This window comes from Kitasatospora xanthocidica, from assembly GCF_014656195.1.
Taxonomy (GTDB): Bacteria; Actinomycetota; Actinomycetes; order Streptomycetales; family Streptomycetaceae; genus Kitasatospora; species Kitasatospora xanthocidica.
In genome coordinates, this window is record NZ_BNBY01000053.1 from 1 (window position 1) to 20,877 (window position 20,877).

A 20,877-nucleotide genomic window follows, 5' to 3' on the forward strand; every position below is an offset into this window, starting at 1 on the left:
GGCCCGTGGCGCGCGCCGGCGCGCGCCACGGGCCGGGCGGTCGGGACCGGGGCTGCGTGCCTCAGGCCGCGAAGCCGCCGTCCACCGCCAGCTCCGCGCCCGTGACGTACCGGCCGTCCTCGCCGACCAGGTAGGCGACGGCGGCCGCGACCTCCGCGCCGGTGCCGAAGCGGCCGAGTGCGGTGAGCCCGGCCTGGAACTCCGCCGACGGGCCGTCGGCCGGGTTCAGGTCGGTGTCGATCGGGCCCGGGTGGACCAGGTTGGCGGTGATCCCGCGCGGACCGAGCTCGCGGGCGAGCGCCTTGGTGAGCCCGATCAGCGCGGCCTTGCTGGTCGCGTACAGCGTGCCGCCGGGGAAGGCGACCCGCTTGGCCATGCAGCTGCCGATGGTGACGATCCGTCCGCCCTCGGCCAGGTGTGCGGAGGCGGCCTGCGCGAACAGGAAGGGCGCCCGGACGTTCACCTCCAGCACCCGGTCGACGTCGTCGAGGGCCAGCTCGCCGATCGGGCCGAGGGCGCCGACCCCGGCGTTGTTCACCAGGACGTCCAGCCGCCCGAACCGCTCGGCGACGGCCGCCACCGCGGCCCCCACCGCCTGCGGGTCGGCGCTGTCCGCGCGGACGGCCCAGCCGGTCCGCCCCATCGCGGTGATCTTCGCGACGACCTCCTCGGCGCGCTCGGCACCGCCCTGGTAGGTCACCACCACGTCGGCGCCGTCCTCGGCCAGCCGCAGCGCGACCGCCGCGCCGATCCCCCGGCTGCCGCCGGTCACCAGGGCCGCCTTGCCGTCGAGCACCGCGGTTCCGTTCATCGTCATATCTCCAGAACTCCTCGTTCCGATCTCGGACATGACTCGATCCTGGTCCCGGGCGCCGCAAACCTCCGGCGGTATTCAGACGTTGCGTTCAACGTTCAACTACACCAGGGAACGCCCCCGTACCCCGGCGTGCACGCCGCCCGCCGGTGGTCCGAGCAGCTGCCACCGCGCCGCTCCGAAACGCGGCGAGCCGAGCGGCCGCCCCCGGGCAGGGGCGGCCGCTCGGCCGGGTTTCGCGTGGTTCCGCAAGACGCGCCCCGAGGCTGAGGCAGGGCCCGCGGCGGAGGGGTGTGCGGAGGATCCGTCAGACGGTCAGCGTCTGACCCGGGAAGATCAGGTCCGGGTCACCGCCGATGACCTGCACGTTCTTTCCGTACAGCCGGTCGGTGTCGACGCCGAACCGGGCGGCGATGTCGCTGAGGGTGTCGCCGCTCCGGACGGTGTAGCTGTCGCCCGCGGTGTTCTTCTCCGTGACCGGCGCGGACTGCGCCGGCTTGGCCGACGGCCGGCCCTGCGCCGGGTCGGCGGCCCTGGGGGCGGGCTTGGCGGCCTGCTGCTTGGCCGCCGGGGCCGGCGCGGTGGCGGGCTTGGCCGCCTTCACCGGCGGCTTGGCGGCCTTGGGGGCGGGCTTGGCGGCCGGCTTCGCGTCATCGGCCGTGTCCGGGGCGGCGGGGGCACCGCCCTTGCTCAGACCGGCCTTCTTCGAGCAGACCGGCCAGGCGCCCGGACCCTGCGAGGCGAGCACCTTCTCGGCGACGGCGATCTGCTGCGCCCTGCTCGCCTGGTTGGCCTGGGGGGCGTAGGCGGTGCCGCCGTACGCCTTCCAGGTGCTGGGGGAGAACTGGAGCCCACCGTGGAACCCGTTGCCGGTGTTGATGCTCCAGTTGCCGCCGCTCTCGCACTGGGCGACGGAGTCCCAGGAGGAGGCGGGTGCGGCGGAGGCCGAGGTGGCCGTGACGAGGCCGACCACCGGCAGGGCCGCGGCTGCGGCGCCCGCGACGACCGCCATCCGCACGCGGTTGCGCTTGGTGACGGTGGTCTCGGTGGTGGCGGCGGTCTCGTGACGGGGAGTCATGTAGGTCCTCTCGACAAGCCCCGGGCGGGCAGGCGGAACCAAGCCCGGGACACGGGCCGTGGTTTCGCGCACCTCACTCGACGGGCGGCCGGACACGCGTCGGACGTGTCGTGCCGCCCCGGTCACCTCGGCTCGCCGTCGGCCTCGTCAGAGCCGGCCTGGTCGGCGGGCGCCGCCCTCGCGCCGTGGGTCAGTCGGCGGGCGGTGCGTCGGGGTGAACCCGGGTGGCGCTCGTTGCGCCGCCAATGAAGCTAGGGGCATCCCCGGGGCGCAGCAAGCAATTCTTCGACATCGCAGGTCAGTTGACTGTTACCGGCGGTATCGATCAAGAAAGTGCGCCCGGTTCGACCAGGTTTGTCAGCATTTTCAAGATCGAATGATCAATTTCCGTGCCCTCGCTCACACCTGTCCATTCGTCAGAGTCGGCACACCATCGACTCATCGCAACGAATGACTGACGGACCGTCACCACCGCACCCGGAGTTCCCGGTTCCGCGGGGCCGCCGGGTGGCATCCACCACACCCGACACGTTCCGTGGCGAGACGAACGCGCTCAGTTCCGTCCGCCGAGCTCCGCGTCCCGCGCCAGCAGCGCCGCCTGGACCCGGTTCTCGCAGCCCAGCTTGGCCAGGATCCGGCTCACGTAGGTCTTCACCGTCGCCTCGCTCATGTGGATCCGGGCTCCCGCGTCGGCGTTGGACAGGCCCTCGCCGAGCAGCCCCAGCACCTCCAGCTCGCGCTCGGTGAGCACCTCCAGCCGGCGCCGGGCCGCGGCGCTGCGGGCGGCCAGCGAGCCGCTGTGCCCGGCCGCCAGCGAGTCCACGATGTGCCGGGTGGCCGCCGGGGACAGGAAGGCGTTCCCGCCGGCCGCCGCCCGGACGGCCTGGATCAGCTCGTTCGGCGCGGTGTCCTTGAGCAGGAACCCGGCGCCGCCCTCGGTCACGGCGCGCAGGACGTTCTCGCGCTCCCCGAAGGTGGTGAGGATCAGCGCCCGCGCGCCGGGGGCGACCCTCGCCAGCTCCCCGAGCGCCGTCAGACCGTCCATCACCGGCATCTGGATGTCCAGCAGCACCACGTCCACCCGGTGCGCCCGCGCCAGCTCCAGCGCCTCCCGCCCGTCGGCGGCCTCGGCGACCACCTCGATGTCGTCGGCGGAGCCGAGGATCATCCTGATCCCGGCCCGGATGAGCGGCTCGTCGTCGGCGACGAGGACTCGGATCACGCTGGTCATTCCCCTCGAACGGTGCTTCGGCTGCGGCACCATCCTCACATCCCGCCGACCCGCCCGGACCGCCGGTCCCCCCGGTCCGCCAGCCCCCGGTCCCCGGTCCGGGCGGGTGCGCGGTCAGTTCTTGCTGACGTACTCCTGCTTCTCCACCAGCACCCCGTCCTTGAAGCAGAACCGCGCCACGTGCTCGTCGTTCCAGGACTCGCCGGGCGCTCCGTCCAGCAGGTACCAGCGGCAGGCCGCGCCCTCCGGCGGAGTCGGCCCGGTGCCCTTGTACTCGGAGGTGAAGAGGTTGTTGCCGGGCGGCAGCTCGCGCAGCACGGCGGACTCCGCCGTACCGACCTGGATCCGGTCGTACCGCTCCTTCTTCACCGTCGCGTCGCGGGTGCCGTCGGTGAAGGCGACCACGCCCCAGACCAGCAGCCCCAGCAGGACCACCCCGACCCCGACCACGCCGACCGCGCAGCCCATGGCCGGGCTCCGGCGCTTCCCGCCGCCGTCCTCGGCCGGCGGCAGGCCCTCGAACACCCAGTCGTCCTCGCCCGCGGCCGCCGCGTCCTCCTTCCCGCCCTCGGCCGCCTCGTACGGCAGCACGGCGGCCAGCCGGAAGCCCTGCTCGGGCGTCTGCCCGGCGTGCACCATGCCGCCGACCAGCCGGGCGCGCTCCCGCAACCCCGTCAGCCCCTGACCGCCGCTCACGGCGGCGCCCGCCCCGGCGCGCACGCCCACCAGCTCCGGCGCGCGCGTGTTGGTCACCTCCACCACCAGCGCGTCCGGCTCGTACCGGAGCGCGACCCCGATCGGCGCGCCGGGGGCGTGCTTGTGCGCGTTGGTGAGCGCCTCCTGCACGATCCGGTACGCCGCGTGATCGACCGCGGCCGGCAGCGGGCGCCGCTCGCCCTCCCGGCTGAGGACGACCTCCGCGCCGGCCGTCCGGGAGGACTCCACCAGCGCGTCGATCCCCTCCACCCCGCCCCGGGCGGGCCCGGCGGCCGCGGCCCCCGGCGCGGGCGGCACCGCCGTCGACTCGTCGTGCAGCACCCCGACCACCTCGCGCAGCTCGCGCATCGCCGCGACCGCCGCCTGCCGCAGCACCCCGACCGCCTCCCGCTGCCGGTCGGTGAGCGTCCGGTCGACCTCCAGCGCGCCCGAGTGCACCGAGATCAGCGCCAGCTGGTGGCCCAGGCTGTCGTGCATGTCCTGGGCGATCCGGTGCCGCTCGCGCAGCCGCGCCTGGTGCACCACCATGACCCGCTCGCGCAGCAACTGGTCGTTGCGGTCGCGCAGCGCGTCCAGCAGGGCGCGCCGCTGCGCCCGGTACCGGCCGTAGAGCGCGGGCAGCACGGCGAGCACCAGGAAACCGCCGAGCGACACCCCGAGCACCAGCTTCGGCGAGACGGAGGCGGCGTCCTTCCACACGCCCGTGACGGTGAACAGCGCCCAGCCCAGGACGAAGGTGCCGACCAGCGTCCAGACCCGGCGGATCCGCGCCCCGGCCGCCCAGCCGGCGCAGATCAGCAGCAGCACCGGCCCCCCGGACCAGCCGGTGGCGGCCGAGGCGGCCAGCAGCACGGTGGCCGGCAGCCCGCGCCGCAGCACCCAGAGCACGGTGACGCCGAGGCCGAAGGGCACCGCCAGGCCGGAGCCGGCCAGGACCTCCAGCAGGGCGGCGAACGTGCCCATCAGCAGGGCGAGCAGGGCCTCGCCCACCACCCGCCGGGGCCGCCAGGGCCCCGGCAGCGCCGTCCGTACCGCCGTCTTCCAGGCCCGCGCGATCGCATCCACCCGTCGAGGCTAACCGTCCGGCCGGCACCCCCGCCGTCCACCTTCGTCGCCGCCGGTGCCGACGAAAGTCGCCGGTCGGAGCGGCCGCCGTGGTCGGCACCAGCGGTCGGCCCCCGCGGTCGGCATCCGGGCGGGCCTCCCCCGGACGACCGACCCGGCCGGCTCCGGCGCCCTCAGCCCCTCAGCCTCCCCGGCCCCCCGGCCCCCGGCCCCCGGCCCCTCAGCCGAAGGCCGTCAGCAGCAGCGCCACGTCGTCCACCCGGCGGGTCGAGCCGACCTCGCGCAGCAGCCGTTCCGCCGCCTCCTCCAGCCCCTCCCCCTCCTCCGCCCGGGCCATGGCGGCCCGCAGCCGGTCCACGCCCTGGTCGATCGCCACCGCCGGGTCCTCCACCAGCCCGTCCGTGTAGAGGGCGAGCAGCGAGCCCGGCCGCAGCCGCACCTCGCTGACCGGGTACTCGGCCCGCTCGTCCACCCCGAGCAGCGGCCCGCCCGGCACGTACAGCGCCTCGGCCCGTCCGTCCGGGTGGCGCAGCACCGGCGGCAGGTGTCCGGCCCGGGCGATCCGGGCGGTGCCGTCCGCGGGGGTGAGCCGGACCAGGCAGCAGCTGGCGAGCAGTCCGGGGTCGAGGTCGAGCAGCAGCCGGTTGGTGCGGGCGAGCACCTGGTCGGGCGGGTCGTCGCCGGTCGCGAAGGCGCGGACGGCGCTGCGCAGCTGGCCCATCGCGGCGGCGGCGGCGACGTTGTGGCCCTCGACGTCCCCGATCACCAGGGTGACGTCGCCGCCGGTGACGATCGCGTCGTACCAGTCGCCGCCGATCTCCATCCCCTGGGTGCCGGGCAGGTAGCGGGCGGTGATCCGGATGCCGGGCACCTCGGGCAGCCGGTGCGGCAGCAGCGCCTGCTGCAGGCCGCGGGCCAGCGCGAACTCGGCGTCGTACAGCCGGGCGCGCTCCAGTGCCTGGGCGATGAAGCCGCCGAGGGCGGTGAGCAGCCCGCGCTCCTCGACGGTGAACGGGCGCGGGCGGTCGAAGCCGAGGATGCAGCTGCCGACCGGGCGGCCGGAGGCGATCAGCGGCAGGAAGGCCCAGGCGCCCATCTCGTCCAGGGCCAGGCCGGGGTAGGCGGTGGCGAGTTCGCGCACCGACTCGAAGAAGATCGGCGTGCCGGTGCTGAGCGTCTCCGCGCCGGGGACGCGGGCGTCGATCGGGGTGCCCTCGAAGGTGTCCAGGAAGCCGTCCGGGTAGCCGGACTGCGAGACCAGCTGCAGCTGCTGATCGCGCACCGTGTAGATGGCGAGTTCCTGGCCGCCGAAGGCCGGCAGGATCTCCTCGGCGACGGCCCGGCACACGTCCCGCACGGTGACCGCCTCGGTGAGCGCGCTGGCGAGCTGCAGCAGGTGGTGGGTGCCGCCCAGGCCGGTCAGGGCGGCGGGCGGCGGGGTGGCCGGCGGCTCGGCCTCGCCGGACGGGGACTCGGCGGCGACCACCCGGCCGGTGACGCCGTGCGCGTCGGGGTAGAGGGAGAAGGCGAGCCAGCCGCCCGGCGGACGGGACGCCAGGAAGGCCGTGGGCCGCTGGGAGAGCAGCGCCGCGCGGTGGCGGTTCTCGTAGAAGGGGTCGGCGAGCCAGGGCAGCACCTCCCAGGGGTGCCGGCCGATCAGGTCCTCGCGGCGGGCCAGCAGCAGCGGCTCGGTGGCGCGGTTGGCGTAGGTGATCCGGCCGTCCAGGTCGAGCGAGAACACGCCCTCGCGCAGCCGCTCCACGGCGGCCGCGGCGGCGGTCAGCCTCCGGGTGTCCAGCACCGCGCCCACCAGGTGGGTCCGGCCGTCCGAGATCGCGGTGGGCACCCGCGCCCAGAGTTCCACCGGGTACGGCTCGCCGTCCGGCCCGAGCACCCGGACCCGGGCGGCGAGCACCTCTCCGTGGTCCAGCGCGGTCCGGGCGGCGGTCCGGAACGCCGACAGGTCGCCCGGCGCGACCCGGCGGTTCAGGGCCGCCACCGTCCCGTCGAACTCGCCCGGGCCGAAGCCGAAGATCTCCAGGAACCGCTCGTCGGTGGCGAGCGCCCCGGTCGCCACGTTCCAGTCGAACAGCCCGACCCGGGTGGCCGGCACCGACGGCGGCGGCAGCTCGACCACCGTCGCCTCCCCGTCCGGCTCCACCGACCGCCAGTCCGCCGCCAGCCCGGCCAGCCCGGCGCCCAGCCGGTCCGCCACCGCCGTGAGCTCCGCGACGTCGGCCGCCGGCACCCCGTCGTCCGAGGCGGGCCACAACGCGCTCAGCACCCCGAACCGGTCGGGGCCGAGGCCCACCGGCACGCAGGCCGAGGCGAAGTCGTACGGCAGGCCCACCGCGAGCTGCGGGAAGCGCCGCATGGTGTCCTCGCTGTCCGAGAGCACGATCCGGTGCCCCGTCCGGAAGCAGACCGCGACCGGCAGCGGCCCGGCCTCCGCGATCTGCCGGAACGGTCGCATCACCGACAGCGGCACCCCCGCGACGGTCCGCAGCACCAGCGACCGGCCGGCCCGCGAGCGCAGGAACACCATCGCCCCGTACGCCCCGGTGCGCCCGAGCACCCCGCGCACGGCGTCGGCGAGCAGCTCGTCCCGCCGGAGGTCCGCCGGCCGGGCCTTCTCCGGCACGGCTGCCGGGACCGCCCGGCGCACCTCCGCGTCGGCGCCCGGCTCCCGCGGCAGGTCCGGCCCGGACCGCGCCCCAGGGGCCCCACCGGTCGCGTGCGGATGGCACATGCTCTTTTGCTACGCCGGGCCCGGAACGGTGTCAAGGCGGAGCGGCCCCCGCCCCGGGCTGCCGGACCGCCCCGCTTGCACCAGCATGGACGGCATGCCGAGCACCACCCGCCGCACCACCGTGGTCAACCTGAAGGGCCACCGCGACGACCCCGGCTACCAGGACGTCGTCTACGTCGGCCGCGCCGTGCACCGCGGCGGCTGGCACCTCGCGGAATCCCCCCTGAACTGCCCCTACCGCCCGGGCCCCGACCTCACCCGGGAGGAGATGGTCGCCGAGTACCGCGCCTACCTCCTCGCCCGCCCCGACCTGCTCGCCCTCGTCCCGCCCCTGCGCGGCCACTGCCTCGGCTGCTGGTGCGCCCCGCTCCCCTGCCACGCCGACGTCCTCGCCGACCTCGCCGACCACCCCCCGGCGAAGCCCTGAGGACACGTCCCCTGTTGCGCCGGGCCCCTCAGAGTCCGGAGAGGTCCAGCTCCACCGGGTACGGCACCACGGCCTTGACCAGCCCGGTGAACAGCTCCCCCGCCCGGTACGTCCCCGCGGCCGCGTCCAGCACGTAGGTGTGGACGACCGGCACGCGGCCCGCGGCCTGTTCGACCCGCCAGTAGAACGGGATGCCGGCCTTGGCGTACTGGTCGAGCTTGACCACCCGGTCGGTGGTCTCCGAGCCCGGCGAGACCACCTCGACCAGCAGCAGCACGTGGTCGGGTCTGGTCGGCGACTCGTCGATGGTGTCCGCGCGGTAGACCACCACGTCCGGTCGGCGGTTGTTCAGCGGCACGTCCTGCAGCCGCACGTCGAAGTCGGTGTCGGCGTTCCACTCGACGCCTCCCGCCTCGTCCAGCACGTTCGCCAGGAGCCGGGCGAGCCGGTTGTGCCGCTTGGAAGCGCTCGGGGACACGATCACCATCCCGTCGACGATCTCGATGCCCGCGCACTGCTCGTCGGTCCAGGAGTCGTACTGCTCGCTGGTGATCTGCCGGTGCATCCACTCGGGTGCGATCATCTCGGCCGTCACGGCGTACCTCCCCTGGGCGGTGAGCGGGCCTGGTGCTGTGCGCCTCAGCCTAGTACGGGCGTTACGGCGATTCCGGGCAGTTCGCGGACTGTTCGATATCCTCCGGGCGAGTGGCGGCGCGGGGCCGCCGGTGGGGAAGCGAGAGCGTATATGCAGTCGCCGTCGTCCGAGGAGCCCTCGCACGGGACGTCGTGGCAGTGGGACGGGGAGGAAGGCGGCGAGGGCGAGGCGCCCGGGGACGTGATCGGCGGGGGCGGGGACGGGCCGTGGCTGAGCCGGCGCCGGATGCTGCTCGGGGCCGGGGTGCTCGCGGCGGGTGGGGCCGTCTGGGCGTTGAGCCGTTCGGGTGCCGACGGGTCGCCGCCCGCTCCGGCGCCGCCCAGGCCCCGGCCGACCGCCGTCTCCGGCCCGACCCCGCTCTGGACCTACCGGGGCCCCGAGGCGATGACCCCCGAGCGGCTCACCGACCCGCCGGGCCGCCCCGTCTACCTCTCCAGGAACGGCCTGCAGGTCCTCGACCCGGTCCGGGGCACCGCCGCCCGGCTGCTGGTCTTCGACCCGCCGCCCTCCCGCGACTGGCCCAGCGACCTCGACCTGCTCGGCAAGGTCGTGCTCGGCCCCGAGCAGCTCTTCACCACCACCTACCAGGGCCACCTGGAGGCCCGCCACCTCACCGACCCCGCCGCCGACTGGAGCCTGCCGCTGCCCGACGACCTGCAGGGCGACACCCGGCTCACCGGCTACGACCGCGGTGTCCTCTACGGCTACTCCTGGGGGCGCCCCCGGGCCGACGGCACCCCGTCGGACAACCGGCTGTTCGCCCTGCGGGTCACCGACCGCTACGTCCTCTGGTCCGTCCGCACCGAGCACGAGGAGCAGCCGGTCACCCCCGCCGTCGATGTCGGCGGCCACCTCCTGGCCTGCGTCCGCTTCCTCGGCAACCGCGCCGAGCTGGTGGCCCGGGACTCCGACACCGGCCGCGAACTGTGGACCGCCCCCGGCGACGAGGACCTGCGCTGGTGCGCCACCGACCGGCAGAAGGTCTACGTCCCCGACGGCAACGGTGGCGTGCGCAAGCTGAGCCCCGCCGGCGAACCCGGCTGGACCTACTCCCCCGCCCGGGGCGAGTCCTGGCGGGCGCTGCCGCCCGTCCCGGACGGCCCCCAGGTGTACGTCCCGACCGACCACGGCGTCGTCACCTGCCACGACGCGACCACCGGCGCGGTGCTCTGGTCCTGCCGACTGCCGTTCCTGCTGGACCGCCGCAGCCGTCCGCGGGTCGTCGGCGACATGCTGTTCGTGCCGGGTCCGGCGGCCGGCGGGGTCTGCGCGATCCACACCGCGACCGGCGAGCCGGCGTGGACTTTCCACGACTCCGGCCCGGGCAAGGACGTCTGGACCGTCGCCGCCGACGGGCAGCACCTCTACGCCGGCCACGACGACATCCTGTACGCCCTCCCGCTGGCCTGAACGAGCCTGAGCACGAGCCCGGGCCCTCGCCCGCGCCGACCCGAGCGACCCCGACGAAAACGGCAGGAGGACCCGATGCGGGTGCGCCCGATCTCCCCCGACAACCTGGCCGAGCTGCTCGTCGACCGCATCACCGCCCTGCCCGACGCCGCCGGACGCCGGCTGCGGGTGGCCGTGGACGGCGCCGCGGCCGCCCGCCCCGAGGCCCTCGCCGACGCCCTGGTGGAGCCGCTGCGGCTGCGCGGCCGCCCCACGCTGCGGGTGTCGGCGGCGGACTTCCTGCGCCCGGCCTCGATCCGGCTGGAGTACGGCCACCGGGACGCGGACGCCTTCCACGACCTCTGGCTGGACGACGGCGCCCTGCTGCGCGAGGTCCTCGACCCGCTGGAGCCGGGCGGCAGCGGCCGTGTCCTGCCGACCCTGCGCGACCCGGTGACGGACCGTTCCACCCGCGCCCCGTACACCCGGCTCCCGCCGAACGGGGTGCTGCTGCTGGACGGTCCGCTGCTGCTCGGCCGCTGGCTGCCGCTGGACCTGACCGTCCACCTCGCGCTCACCCCGGCCGCCCTGGCCCGCCGCACCCCCGCCGACCAGCGGTGGACCCTGCCGGCCTTCGCCCGCTACGAGGCCGAGACCGACCCCGCCGAACTCGCCGACCTCACCGTCCGGGTGGACGACCCCCGCCACCCCGCCCTGGTCGAGCGGCCCTGACTCCCCCTCTCCCCCTGACTCCCCCTCTCCCCCTGACTCCCCTTCTCCCCTGGGGCCCGTCTTCGAGCCCCCGTCGTCCACCCGGAGCGGCGAGCGGGGCGGCGTCGGGGTGCGTGCATCGCAAGGCGGAGGAGGGGGGCACCTCCCGGCCGGAGGCTGGGGAGCGTCGCCCGGCGGGAGGGGGTTCGAAGACGGGCCCCGCCCCGTCTCACCGCCCGGGCGCCCTCCCCCGCCCGGCGCGGGCTTGCGTCGGGGCCGGGGCCGGGCCGCGCTGGCAGTACGGGCACCAGTACACCGACCGGTCGCGCGGGGGCTCGCCCTGACGCCCGCTCACCACGGGGGTGACGCAGCGCGGGCAGGGCCGTCCGGCCCGGCCGTAGACCCAGTGCTGGTAGCCGGGCCGGGTGTCGCCGGTGGTGATGTGGCCGGGGCGCAGCTTGTTGGCCTCCAGCATCTGCCGGGCGCGCTCCACCAGCCGGTCGGGGTGCGGGAGTTCACCGACCTCGGTCCACGGCGTCACGCCGGCGACGAAGCACAGCTCGTTGGCGTAGACGTTGCCGATCCCGGCCAGGTTGCGCTGGTCGAGCAGGGCCTCGACGACCGGGCGGGACGGGCGGGCGAGGAGCCGGCGGACGGCTTCGACCGGGTCCCAGTCGGGGCCGAGCAGGTCGGGGCCGAGGTGGCCGACGGCGCGCCGTTCGTCGGTGGTGCGCAGCAGTTCGACGACGGGCAGCCGGTAGCCGACGGCGGTGCCCCCGTCGGTGCCGAGGACGGCCCGGATCTGCCAGGCGGGGCCGCCGGTCCACTGTTCGCCGGGGCGGTAGACCTCCCAGCGGCCGTCCATCCGCAGGTGGGTGTGGAGGGTGAGGCCGCCTTCGAGCCGGGCGAGGAGGTGTTTGCCGCGCGGGGCGACCTCCAGCACCCGGCGGCCGGCGAGGTCGGCGGTGGCGTGGGCGGGCACCCGGAGGTCGGCGCTGGTCAGCAGTCGGCCGGCCAGGGCCTCGTGCAGCCGGGCCGCCACGCGGTAGACGGAGTCACCTTCTGGCATGCCTCCATTCTGGTCCGCGCGACGGCCCGGCGCGGCCCGGTTGGGCCCCGTCCCCGGGCCGCACCGCCCCCGGGCCGCCAGGTGCCCGGGCCGCTCAGCTCCGGTAGGCCGTCCAGGAGTCCCCCATCCGCTGGATCTGGCCCGGGGTGAACTGGGTCATGCAGTCGTCGTAGCTGTAGTCCATGAAGTTGTGGATCGGGTCCTTGCCGGGGCTGGTGCAGGTGTCCCGGCCTTCGGGGCAGCCGTAGGCGGCGCTGCGCTCGGGCGGGGTGTCGGCCACGTAGTCGCCCGGGCTCGCGCAGCCGCCCTGGAAGGTGTGGAAGAGGCCGAGCCAGTGGCCGGTCTCGTGGGTCGCGGTGTTGCCCTCGTTGTAGTGGGTGGCGGAGCCGCCGGGCAGGGAGGTGTCGAGCACGACCACGCCGTCGTCGGCCGGGTGCGAGCGGTACTGGTCGGGGAAGGTCGCCCAGCCGAGCAGGGACTGGCCGAGGTGGGCGGTGTAGAGGTTGAGGGTGCCCGCTCCGCCCGTGCGCAGCTTCTTCTTCATCGCCCTCTCGGCGGAGGAGCCGGGCGTGATGCCGCTGTACCAGGAGGCGTTGTCGGTGTAGTCGGTGCCGGCCAGCGCGAACTGGAAGCCGGTGGGGGTGTTGCCGTCGCCGTCGCCGCCGTAGGTCGCGTTGAGGTGGTCGATCTGGGCGTTGACGGCGGTGTCGGCGAGGCGGCCGGCGTCCCCGTTGTGGATCACGTGGACGTACACCGGGATCGTCGTGGCGGTGCCGCCGGGTGCGCGGGTGTGGCGCCGCTCGGCGAGGCGGGCGCGCAGGTCGTCGTCCATGGCCCGGGCCTGGGCGGGGGTGACCGCGTTCGGGTCCTTTCCGATCGGGCTTCCGGCCGGCTTGCGGGCGGCGGCGTCGCCCGCCTCCTGCGCGCCGCCGGCGCACACGGTGGTCGGCGCGGCGGCGGCCCGCTGCGGGGCGGGCGCCGCGAACTGGCTCAGACCGGCGGCGGCGACCACCGCGACGGCACAGGGGAACAGGCGGGGGGCACGCGAGCGCACCCGGGCAGTACGGCGCATCTGCGCTCCTGACGGGGGAGTCTGACGGGGTCTCGGCCGCACCCTGGCGTGCTCCGGCCGGACCCGCCGGCCCGGTGCCCGGCGCGGACCCGCCGAGACTATGACGCCGTGAAGTCGATCTCCCGCAGGGCGCGCGCGGCGGCCCGGTCGAGTACCACGGCCGACGCACAGCCGGCCGGCAGCCCGCCGGCGTCGAGGATCCACCGGCGCAGCCGGGTGACGCCGGTCCGGTGCCGGGCGAAGGCGTAGCGGGAGACGCCGCGTCCGCGCCGCCGCTGCCCGTCCAGCGCGTCGGCCGGGTCGACGTCGAGCAGCAGCAGGTGCACCCGGCGGCCCTGCCGGGCGGCGGCGCGGACGAGCCAGGACCGCACCCAGGGCAGCGTCCCGCAGTCGTGCACCGCGAGCGGCCCGCCGTCCAGGACGGCCCGGCGCAGCCGCCGGTAGTGCGCGAGCCGGGCGAACGGACGGTAGAGCGCGTACGGGAGGCGGCCGGGCAGCCGGGCCGCGAACTCCTCGCGGACCAGCTGGGAGTCGATCAGCGGGGCGCGCACGCAGCGGCGCATCAGGGTGCTCTTGCCGCTGCCGGGCAGTCCGGTGACGACCAGCAGGTCACCGGCGGGGTAGCGGAGCGCCGCCGGGCCGGGTCCGCGCAGGTGGTGCAGGGCGGGCGGGTCGTGCGGAGGGGGCAGGACGACGTGCTCCGCGGCGGTGCGCGGCGGCGGCACCCTCGGCACCTCCGCCCGCACCGTTCTCGTGCCGCTCACCGGTTCTCCCCCCGCCGTTCCCTGCTCAGGAGCATGTCGCATTCCCAAGGGCGAGTAAAGGGCGGAGGTCGGGGCGGGTGCGGACGTGCCTGGTCAGGCCCGGTCCTGTGGCAGGACCGGGCCCGTTTCGGGACGGTTCCGTCACCGACCGGCGGCCGACCGGAACCACCCCGGAGCCTTTCCTGAGCCTTTCCGGGGCGGCCCGGGGCGGCCGGCCGGAACCGTCAGCCGAGCTGCGGGGCGACCCGGGAGGCGATCAGCTCCAGGTGGTCCAGGTCGTCCAGGTCGAGGATCTGCAGGTAGATCCGCTCGCTGCCGACGGCCGCGTACCGGCCGATCTTCTCGGCCACCTCGTCCGGGGTGCCGGCCAGGCCGTCGGTCTTCAGCTCCTCGACCGAGCGGCCGATGGCGGCGGCCCGGCGGGCCACCTCGGCGTCGTCCCGGCCGACGCAGGCGACCAGGGCGTTGGAGTGGAGCACGGCGTCGGCCGGGCGCCCGGCCTGTTCGACGGCGGCGCGGACCCGGGCGAACTGGGCGGCCGAGTCCTCCACCGAGGCGAACGGCAGGTTGAACTCGTCGGCGAAGCGGGCGGCCAGCGCCGGGGTCCGCTTGGGGCCGTGGCCGCCGATCAGCACCGGGATGCGCTCCTGGACGGGCTTGGGCAGCGCGGGCGAGTCGGTCAGGGTGTAGTACTCGCCGGTGAAGTCGAAGGTGTCGCCGAGCTTGGTGTTCCACAACCCGGTGATGATCGCCAGCTGCTCCTCCAGCCGCCCGAACTTCTCCTTCGGGAAGGGGATGCCGTACGCGGTGTGCTCGGCCTCGTACCAGCCGGCGCCCAGGCCGAACTCGACCCGGCCGCCGCTCATCGCGTCGACCTGGGCGACCTGGATCGCGGTGACGCCGGGCAGCCGGAAGGTGGCGGCGGTCATCAGGGTGCCGAGGCGGATGGTGCTGGTGTCGCGGGCGAGACCGGCCAGGGTGATCCAGGCGTCGGTGGGGCCGGGCCGGCCGTCGACGTCGCCCATCTTCAGGTAGTGGTCGGAACGGAAGAAGGCGCTGAAGGCGCCGAGCTCCTCGGCGGTGCGGGCGACCTTCAGGAGGGTGTCGTAGCTCGCACCCTGCTGCGGTTCGGTGAACACACGGAGATCCATGCCGACCATTCTGGTACGGACCGCCCGGTCGTGAGCGCAGGGAACCGGCCAGACCACGGAACGTACCGAGACCCCGCCACGGGTGGCCAAGGTCTCAGCACGGAACCGTCACGGGCCGCCGTTCCCGCCCCCGGGCTCGCCTACCGTGGACGGATGTTCGCGACCCCCGACGAATCCTTCCGGCGCTCCCCCGACGAGCCGGCCGGCTGCCCGCTGCCCGGCATCGTGGCCGCCTTCACGCCGCGGCTGGCCGAGTTCGCCTTCGAGCCCGGCTTCGTCGCGGCGGTCGACCAGCACGCCGCGATGCTGCGGGAGCTGCTGTACGCGCAGGGGCCGGAGCTCGCGCCCCGGCCCCTGGACCGTGAGGAACTGTCGGACTACGCGCTGGGCTTCCTGGACGCGCTCAGCGAGATCGGCTGGCGGGAGCCGGTCGGCCACGACTACGCCGTGCTCCGGCTGACCGCGATCTGCTGGCTGGTGCGCGAGCAGGGCCTGCTGGAGGTCTGACGCCCGCCGTCACCGGTTCTCCGGTGCCCGCCCGCTCACCGGTTCTCCGGTTGCCGCCCGCTCACCGGTTCCCCGGTGCCCGCCCGCTCACCGGTTCTCGCCGGGCTCGATGCCCGGGGCCGGCGGGGTGCCCGGGCCGGTCTGGGTGGTCGGCCGCACCGGCTGGTGGGCCAGCGCGTCCGAGCGGCCGGCCTGGTAGGCGCTGCCGCGCAGCCGGGCCGTCTCCTGCTCGGCGCTGTCCAGCCACCGCTCCCAGCGCTGGCGCATCGGCATGATCAGGCCGCCGCCGACACCGACCACCACCACACCGGCGACGGTGGCGAGCGCGGCGATCAGCACCGGCCCGGTGATCGCGGTGGCGATGCCGGCCTGGCCCAGCGCGGCGATCACACCGAGCGCGACGATGAAGCCCCACGCCATGGTGGCGACCGTGCGGCCGTACGAGGCGCCGGACAGCGAGTTGCCCACGATGTCGCGCACGCCGTTGGCGATGGCCATCGCGACCACCACGATCACGACGGCGACGATCGCCCTGGGCAGCCAGGCGACGATGCTGTGGATCATCACGCTGATCGGGTTCGGGCCGAAGACGCCGAACGCCAGCTGCAGCGCCATCAGCAGGACGATGTAGTAGACGACCTTGCAGACGATGCCGGTCATGTCGTACTTGGAGCCGCTCAGCCGGGCGGCCACCCCGGACCGCTCCGCGACCCGTTCCGAACCGATCCTGCGCAGCACCCGGTCGAGCACCTTGGCGACGGCCTTCGCCACGAACCAGCCGATGACCAGGATCACCAGGAAGGCGATGAACTGCGGAATGACCTTCGCGATCTTGGACCAGGCCTGGGTGAAGCCCGACCCGAAGTCGACGGAGAGTGCGAGCTGCTGAGCCACGGAGTCCTCCACTCGGTGACACGGCGCCACGAGCGGGCGCGACGGCCCCCCACCCTTCGTGGATAGCAGGCCCCCGTCCGGGCCGCGCGCGCCCGGCGTCCGGGATGCTTCCCTCGGGTGAACGCCCCGGCGAGTCGCCCGCGTACAGTGGCGGTCCGGGGGACGGACGACGGGCCAGGACGGAACAGGACGGTGCGGCAGTGAGCGGTACGGCGGCGGACAGCGCGGTGGGGCACCGGGCGCTGCACTGGCGGACCCGCCCGGACGGGGCCCGGGCCGCCGTCCTGGTGCTGCACGGCGGCGAGGAGCACAACCTCGCCCGGCCCGGCCGGCTCAACCTCCCCCTGCTGCGGATGCACGGCTTCCTGCGCGCCCTCACCCGGGCGACCGCGGACGCCGGGGTCGCCGTCGCCACCGTCCGCTACCGCCACCGCGGCTGGAACGGCGAACGCGCCGACGCCGCCCGGGACGCGCTCACCGCGCTCGACGAACTGGCCGCGCGGCTCGGGCCCGTACCGACCGTCCTGATCGGCCACTCCATGGGCGGCCGTGCCGCCCTCCGGGCCGGCGGCCACCCCTCGGTCACCGGACTGATCGCCCTCGCCCCGTGGTGCCCGGCCGAGGACCCGTGCGAACAGCTGGCCGACCGGGACGTCCTGCTGCTGCACGGCGACCGCGACACCGTCACGCTGCCCGCCGACACCCGCGCCTTCGCGGCCCGCAGCCGCGCCGCCGGGGCCCGCGTCTGCGGCTACACCGTCGCCGGCAGCGGCCACGCCATGCTCCAGCGCGTCCCCGACTGGCACCGCGCCACGACCCGCCTCACCACCGCGCTCCTCGGCCTGCACCCGCTGCCCGCCGAAGCCGCCTCCGCCCTCGCACTCCCACCCGCCTCCCCCGAGGCGCTCACCCTCCCCCTCCCCCGCCAGCCCCGCCACACCCCGGCCGTCCCGGCCGACGCCTGACACCACCGGCGCCCCGCTCACCCGGGCCTCCCGGCCGACCTCCGGCACCAGCATGGCCCGCACCCCTGTCACCGGACCCCCACGAGCGGGCCCGCGACAACACCCCGGCCGAACCACCGGGCCTTCCCCCGGCCCACCCGGCCGACGCCTGACACCACCGGCGGCCGCGGGGTGCCTCGGCGGGTCCGATTCAGCGGGCGTGTCTCAGAGCGTGTGCCACAGGGCGGTGGCGAAGACGGCCGTGACCCAGGTCCAGAGGGCGGAGAGGCCGAGGTGGGCGGCGGTTCGCAGGGGGTCGCCGCGCCACAGCTTCGGGGAGAAGACGGCGAATTCGAAGAGCCAGCGCAGCCCCCAGAAGAGGGTCTGGCCGGCCAGCAGGGCGGTGCCGAGACGGCCGGCCGCGAGCAGGTCGGGGGCCAGGCAGAGCGGGAGCAGCCCGAGCAGGACGCAGGCCAGCCCGATGAAGAAGAGGTGGGCGTAGGAGACCTGGCGGGTCAGCAGGGTGGTGCCGCACAGGTCCCCGGGCCAGCCGATGGCGCGGGGCAGCACGGCGTGGACCAGTCCCATCGCGACGAGGGCGGCGCCGACCAGGCGCAACTGGGCTTCCAGGGTGAGGAGTTCGCTCATGAGACGGGCTTCCGGAAGGCGATGGCGGTGACCAGGCCGGCGATCCGGCGCTCGGTGGCCGGGTGCAGGCCGGCCTCGGCGGCGTGGCGGAGCCAGGTAGCCCGGGAGTGGAAGTGCCAGGCGCCGGGGCCGTAGACGGCGGCGTTGGCGGTGTCGCGCAGGTGCTCGACGAGCAGCAGGGTCCCGCCGGGGCGCAGGGCGCGGGCGGCCTCGGCGAAGAGGGCGGTGCGGTCGGCGGGGCGGCGCAGTTCGTGGGCGGCGAAGACGGCGAACACCGTGTCCAGCGCGGCCGTTTCGGCGGGCAGGGCGTCGGCGCGGGCCGGGATGCCGCCGGGGGCGGACGGGACGAGTGCGCGGGCGCGCCGGATGGAGGCGCCGGCGGTCGCCGGGTCGTACAGGTCGGCGACCCGGCCGCGGGCGCCGGGGTGGCGTGCGGCGAGCGGGCGGCCGATCTCGTTGAGGCCGGTGTCGACGATCAGGTGGTCGCCGGGGCCGTCCGGCAGGAGGGCGGGCAGCCAGTGGTAGCCGTGGAGTTCGGAGCGGTCGTAGACGGCCCAGGTGGCGAGGAGGCTGCTGACGACGTACCCGGCGGCGACGCCGGCGGCCGTCCGGGCCAGCGCGGCGGCGGGGCCGGGCAGGCGGCGGGCCAGTGCCCAGCCGGTGGCGGCGGTGAGGGTTCCGGCGGCGTACATCGGCCAGTTGTAGCGGACGACGTCGCGCACGCCGGAGGGGTGGGGGCCGGAGGCTTGGTGACCGGTCATCGGGCGGCTCCGGTGGGGCGTCGGCGGGGGCCGGTGGGCGGCGGGGGCAGCACGGGGGCTCCCGCCGCCGCAGGTCGCGGCCGGGGGATCCCGCGCGCCCTCATCATGGCGCACGCCTTTGAACGCGTTCAACTCGGGGTGCCGACGCAGCCGTGCCGCCCGGGAGGAGCCACGGCGGGCGGGCGGTCAGGCGGTCAGGCGGACTCCCGGCCCGCGCCCAGGGCGGGGAGGTGGCCGGCCAGCAGCGCCTCGCCGAGCGGGGTGAGCCGGTGGGTGACCGTCCGGCCGGTGCGGCCCTTGACGGTGAGCCCGGAGTCGGCGAGGACGGTGGCGTGCTCGCTCGCCGAGGCGGTGGAGATGCCCAGGCGGGCCGCCAACTCCTTGGTGGAGCAGGGGCCGTGGACGGCGATGGACTCCAGGGCGGCGGCCCTGGTCTGGCCGAGCAGGGCGGTCAGGGTCCGGCTGGGGGCCGGTTCGGGCTCGGCGTGCAAGGGTCCACCGATCCTGGCCGGGTAGAGGAGCACGGGCTGTTGGGAGGGGTCCTCGAACCGGGCGATGACCGGACGGCGGGGGCCGAACACGCACGGCTGGAGCAGCAGTCCGCGGCCGTCCAGCCGCACGTCGTGCCGGCACCCGTTCGCCAGCGGGAAGCTGAGCACCGGGCGGCGCCAGGACACCGCCGGGTGCAGCGAGCCGAGGATCCGGTCCGGCTCGGTCATCCAGCGGCGGCGCCCGTGCTCGGTGGTGACGATGCTCTCGATCTGCCGCCGGTACGGGTCGATCGCCCGGGTCTGGTACTCGGCGGTGACGTGGCCGAGCACCTCGCGGGCCCGCCGGTCGCCCGCCGCCACGCCGCGCGCGAAGGCGCTCAACTGCCGCTCTCCGCCGACCGCGCGCAGGTGCTCGCGCAGCGGCGCCTCCGGCGTGGCTGCGGTGGCGCTCTCGGTGGCCCCCGGATCGCGCCGGACGGTGAGGAACTCCGGGATCGCCGAGGGGGTGTAGAGGTCGAAGAGGAGCGAGGTGCGCGGGCTCCAGGAGGCCCGCAGACGGTCCCGCCAGGGCTCGAAGCGCGGATCGCGCAGCCCGTTCACCAGGGCGTGCACGCTGAGTGACAGTTCCATCGACATGTCCGGACGCTCCGCGACCCGGACCCGCGCCAGGTCGTCCGCCCCGAAGAAGATTCTCAGCACGACCGCGATCGTCGCCCCGGGACGGGCCGCGCCGCAAGACCGTTCGGCGAGAACCGAATCGTTTGCCCGCCGCCCGCCGCCCAGGCCAGGCTGGGGCTCCCGCGCCTCCCCTCCGGAGGGCGCGGCCGGCCGGGCGGGGTGCCCCGGCGGCGGCCGGGGCGGCCGGGGCGTCCGGGGCGTCCGGGTGACGGACCGGACGCCCGGTGGGGGCGGGCCCGGGGGCTCGTCCCCACGCGATCCCCTCGGGCCCGCCCCGCCCGCCGTCTCCGCCCGTCACCCCTCCCGCACGGCCCGCGATCGCCCTCAGCCCAGGTCCGCCGGGGACTCCACGACGACCCCGTAGAGGTCGCCGATCGTCGCCAGCGCGCCGCGGTGGACCTGGGCGGCGGTCAGCTCGACGCCCGCCGACGGCAGCGGCCGGGTCGCGGAGGCGGCGGCCACCACGGTCGGGCGGTTGCCGCGCAGGAAGGCGCCGGCCGCGGTGAAGGCGACGCACATGTGGGTCATGAAGCCGGCCACGACCACGTCCCGGTGCCCGGCCGCGTCGACCAGCTCGCCCAGGTCGGTGCCGACGAAGGCGTCCGGGACCTGCTTGACCACGACGCGCTCGCCCTCGACGGGCGCCACGCTCGGGTGGATCCGCCCGATCTCGGTGCGGATGTCGTACGGGGTGCCCTCGCCGCCGTCGTTGATCACGTGGATGACGGTGGCACCGGCCGCCCGGGCCCGGGCGAGCAGGTCGGCGGCGGCGTCGAGCGCCTCCTGCCAGCCCTCCAGCTCCATCACGCCGCGTACGTAGGTGTTCTGGTAGTCGATCAGGATGACGGTCGCGTCGCCGAGGGAGGCCGGCTTGTCGTCGAGGCCGTTGAGGGTGCGCAGGGTCGTCGTGGGCACGGCGGTGCCACCTTTCACGTTCGGAGGGAGCGAGGTTTCCGCAGGTCACACGTGGTGTGCTCGGCCTCGAAAACGCTACGGCCGACGCCCGCGTGTCGGCAATGTCGTCTAACATGCAGATTCCGACATCAGGGGTCGGGGAACATC

The 20,877-nt window shown here is 75.6% G+C and carries 21 protein-coding genes; 6 read left to right on the plus strand and 15 right to left on the minus strand.

Translation table 11 applies throughout. From position 1 onward, the window contains the following. Positions 1–61: 61 nt before the first annotated feature. Positions 62–817 carry an SDR family NAD(P)-dependent oxidoreductase gene (locus IE332_RS39525; RefSeq protein ID WP_189926515.1) on the minus strand — a complete coding sequence of 252 codons (756 nt, stop codon included), beginning with the start codon at positions 815–817 and terminating at the stop codon, positions 62–64. Positions 818–1,121: 304 nt separating this feature from the next. After that, a complete protein-coding gene (locus IE332_RS42310; protein ID WP_189926517.1) occupies positions 1,122–1,892 on the minus strand; it encodes a LysM peptidoglycan-binding domain-containing protein in 771 nt (256 codons plus the stop codon). A 224-nt stretch (positions 1,893–2,116) separates the two neighbouring features. Here IE332_RS42310 and IE332_RS39535 point away from each other — a divergent pair, with 224 nt between their 5' ends. Continuing rightward, positions 2,117–2,272 (plus strand): hypothetical protein, encoded by a 156-nt coding sequence (locus IE332_RS39535; RefSeq protein ID WP_189926519.1) that lies wholly within the window; start codon positions 2,117–2,119, stop codon positions 2,270–2,272. Between the two features lie 173 nt (positions 2,273–2,445). On the opposite strand, the gene IE332_RS39540 is transcribed toward IE332_RS39535, so the two are convergent. The 3 genes from IE332_RS39540 to IE332_RS39550 form a co-directional block, all read right to left on the minus strand. After that, entirely contained in the window at positions 2,446–3,114 is a 669-nt protein-coding gene (locus tag IE332_RS39540) for a response regulator transcription factor (protein WP_189926583.1), read from the minus strand. A gap of 123 nt (positions 3,115–3,237) precedes the next feature. After that, positions 3,238–4,905, minus strand: a complete 1,668-nt coding sequence (locus IE332_RS39545) for a sensor histidine kinase (protein WP_229929299.1) — start codon at positions 4,903–4,905, stop codon at positions 3,238–3,240. A 220-nt stretch (positions 4,906–5,125) separates the two neighbouring features. After that, positions 5,126–7,654, minus strand: a complete 2,529-nt coding sequence (locus IE332_RS39550) for a SpoIIE family protein phosphatase (protein ID WP_189926521.1) — start codon at positions 7,652–7,654, stop codon at positions 5,126–5,128. Between the two features lie 94 nt (positions 7,655–7,748). Between IE332_RS39550 and IE332_RS39555 the strand changes: the two genes are divergently transcribed. Further along, entirely contained in the window at positions 7,749–8,081 is a 333-nt protein-coding gene (locus tag IE332_RS39555; RefSeq protein WP_189926523.1) for a DUF4326 domain-containing protein, read from the plus strand. Positions 8,082–8,109: 28 nt separating this feature from the next. On the opposite strand, the gene IE332_RS39560 is transcribed toward IE332_RS39555, so the two are convergent. Continuing rightward, positions 8,110–8,676, minus strand: a complete 567-nt coding sequence (locus tag IE332_RS39560) for a Uma2 family endonuclease (protein ID WP_189926525.1) — start codon at positions 8,674–8,676, stop codon at positions 8,110–8,112. 150 nt (positions 8,677–8,826) lie between these two features. On the opposite strand from IE332_RS39560, the gene IE332_RS39565 reads away from it, so the two are divergent. Continuing rightward, positions 8,827–10,146, plus strand: coding sequence for an outer membrane protein assembly factor BamB family protein (locus tag IE332_RS39565; protein WP_189926527.1), 1,320 nt, complete (start codon positions 8,827–8,829; stop codon positions 10,144–10,146). 75 nt (positions 10,147–10,221) lie between these two features. Continuing rightward, a complete protein-coding gene (locus IE332_RS39570) occupies positions 10,222–10,857 on the plus strand; it encodes a nucleoside/nucleotide kinase family protein (protein WP_189926529.1) in 636 nt (211 codons plus the stop codon). A gap of 208 nt (positions 10,858–11,065) precedes the next feature. On the opposite strand, the gene IE332_RS39575 is transcribed toward IE332_RS39570, so the two are convergent. From IE332_RS39575 to IE332_RS39590, 4 genes are all read right to left on the minus strand, one after another. Further along, a complete protein-coding gene (locus IE332_RS39575; RefSeq protein ID WP_189926531.1) occupies positions 11,066–11,905 on the minus strand; it encodes a DNA-formamidopyrimidine glycosylase family protein in 840 nt (279 codons plus the stop codon). 94 nt (positions 11,906–11,999) lie between these two features. Then, complete coding sequence (locus tag IE332_RS39580) at positions 12,000–12,977, minus strand: zinc metalloprotease (RefSeq protein WP_189926533.1); 978 nt, start codon at positions 12,975–12,977, stop codon at positions 12,000–12,002. Positions 12,978–13,075: 98 nt separating this feature from the next. Then, a complete protein-coding gene (locus IE332_RS39585; RefSeq protein WP_189926535.1) occupies positions 13,076–13,783 on the minus strand; it encodes an AAA family ATPase in 708 nt (235 codons plus the stop codon). 182 nt (positions 13,784–13,965) lie between these two features. Beyond that, on the minus strand, positions 13,966–14,892 hold the full coding sequence (locus IE332_RS39590; protein WP_189926537.1) for an LLM class F420-dependent oxidoreductase: 927 nt from the start codon (positions 14,890–14,892) through the stop codon (positions 13,966–13,968). A gap of 153 nt (positions 14,893–15,045) precedes the next feature. Between IE332_RS39590 and IE332_RS39595 the strand changes: the two genes are divergently transcribed. After that, complete coding sequence (locus IE332_RS39595; RefSeq protein WP_189926539.1) at positions 15,046–15,399, plus strand: DUF6401 family natural product biosynthesis protein; 354 nt, start codon at positions 15,046–15,048, stop codon at positions 15,397–15,399. An 87-nt stretch (positions 15,400–15,486) separates the two neighbouring features. Here the strand turns inward: IE332_RS39595 and IE332_RS39600 are convergent, their stop codons facing one another. Further along, on the minus strand, positions 15,487–16,293 hold the full coding sequence (locus IE332_RS39600) for a mechanosensitive ion channel family protein (protein WP_189926541.1): 807 nt from the start codon (positions 16,291–16,293) through the stop codon (positions 15,487–15,489). A gap of 200 nt (positions 16,294–16,493) precedes the next feature. Between IE332_RS39600 and IE332_RS39605 the strand changes: the two genes are divergently transcribed. Further along, on the plus strand, positions 16,494–17,258 hold the full coding sequence (locus tag IE332_RS39605; protein ID WP_229929301.1) for an alpha/beta hydrolase: 765 nt from the start codon (positions 16,494–16,496) through the stop codon (positions 17,256–17,258). 204 nt (positions 17,259–17,462) lie between these two features. Here the strand turns inward: IE332_RS39605 and IE332_RS39610 are convergent, their stop codons facing one another. The 4 genes from IE332_RS39610 to IE332_RS39625 all read right to left on the minus strand — a co-directional run bounded on the left by IE332_RS39610 (position 17,463) and on the right by IE332_RS39625 (position 20,730). Then, a complete protein-coding gene (locus tag IE332_RS39610) occupies positions 17,463–17,885 on the minus strand; it encodes a hypothetical protein (protein WP_189926545.1) in 423 nt (140 codons plus the stop codon). Then, positions 17,882–18,646, minus strand: coding sequence for a class I SAM-dependent methyltransferase (locus IE332_RS39615; protein ID WP_189926547.1), 765 nt, complete (start codon positions 18,644–18,646; stop codon positions 17,882–17,884). The genes IE332_RS39610 and IE332_RS39615 overlap by 4 nt, the downstream gene beginning before the upstream one ends. Before the next feature lie 194 nt (positions 18,647–18,840). Next, positions 18,841–19,836: an ArsR/SmtB family transcription factor gene (locus IE332_RS39620; protein WP_189926549.1), complete on the minus strand. Its 996-nt coding sequence runs from the start codon at positions 19,834–19,836 to the stop codon at positions 18,841–18,843. 303 nt (positions 19,837–20,139) lie between these two features. Then, on the minus strand, positions 20,140–20,730 hold the full coding sequence (locus IE332_RS39625; protein ID WP_189926551.1) for an isochorismatase family protein: 591 nt from the start codon (positions 20,728–20,730) through the stop codon (positions 20,140–20,142). Positions 20,731–20,877 lie beyond the last annotated feature (147 nt).

Coding starts and splice junctions, on each gene's coding strand:
- IE332_RS39595 (WP_189926539.1), top strand. CDS start 15,046: ATGTTCGCGACCCCCGACGAATCCTTCCGGCGCTCCCCCGACGAGCCG.
- IE332_RS39550 (WP_189926521.1), bottom strand. CDS start 7,654: ATGTGCCATCCGCACGCGACCGGTGGGGCCCCTGGGGCGCGGTCCGGG.
- IE332_RS39575 (WP_189926531.1), bottom strand. CDS start 11,905: ATGCCAGAAGGTGACTCCGTCTACCGCGTGGCGGCCCGGCTGCACGAG.
- IE332_RS39590 (WP_189926537.1), bottom strand. CDS start 14,892: ATGGATCTCCGTGTGTTCACCGAACCGCAGCAGGGTGCGAGCTACGAC.
- IE332_RS39555 (WP_189926523.1), top strand. CDS start 7,749: ATGCCGAGCACCACCCGCCGCACCACCGTGGTCAACCTGAAGGGCCAC.
- IE332_RS39610 (WP_189926545.1), bottom strand. CDS start 17,885: ATGAGCGAACTCCTCACCCTGGAAGCCCAGTTGCGCCTGGTCGGCGCC.
- IE332_RS39615 (WP_189926547.1), bottom strand. CDS start 18,646: ATGACCGGTCACCAAGCCTCCGGCCCCCACCCCTCCGGCGTGCGCGAC.
- IE332_RS39525 (WP_189926515.1), bottom strand. CDS start 817: ATGACGATGAACGGAACCGCGGTGCTCGACGGCAAGGCGGCCCTGGTG.
- IE332_RS42310 (WP_189926517.1), bottom strand. CDS start 1,892: ATGACTCCCCGTCACGAGACCGCCGCCACCACCGAGACCACCGTCACC.
- IE332_RS39570 (WP_189926529.1), top strand. CDS start 10,222: ATGCGGGTGCGCCCGATCTCCCCCGACAACCTGGCCGAGCTGCTCGTC.
- IE332_RS39565 (WP_189926527.1), top strand. CDS start 8,827: ATGCAGTCGCCGTCGTCCGAGGAGCCCTCGCACGGGACGTCGTGGCAG.
- IE332_RS39580 (WP_189926533.1), bottom strand. CDS start 12,977: ATGCGCCGTACTGCCCGGGTGCGCTCGCGTGCCCCCCGCCTGTTCCCC.
- IE332_RS39585 (WP_189926535.1), bottom strand. CDS start 13,783: ATGCGACATGCTCCTGAGCAGGGAACGGCGGGGGGAGAACCGGTGAGC.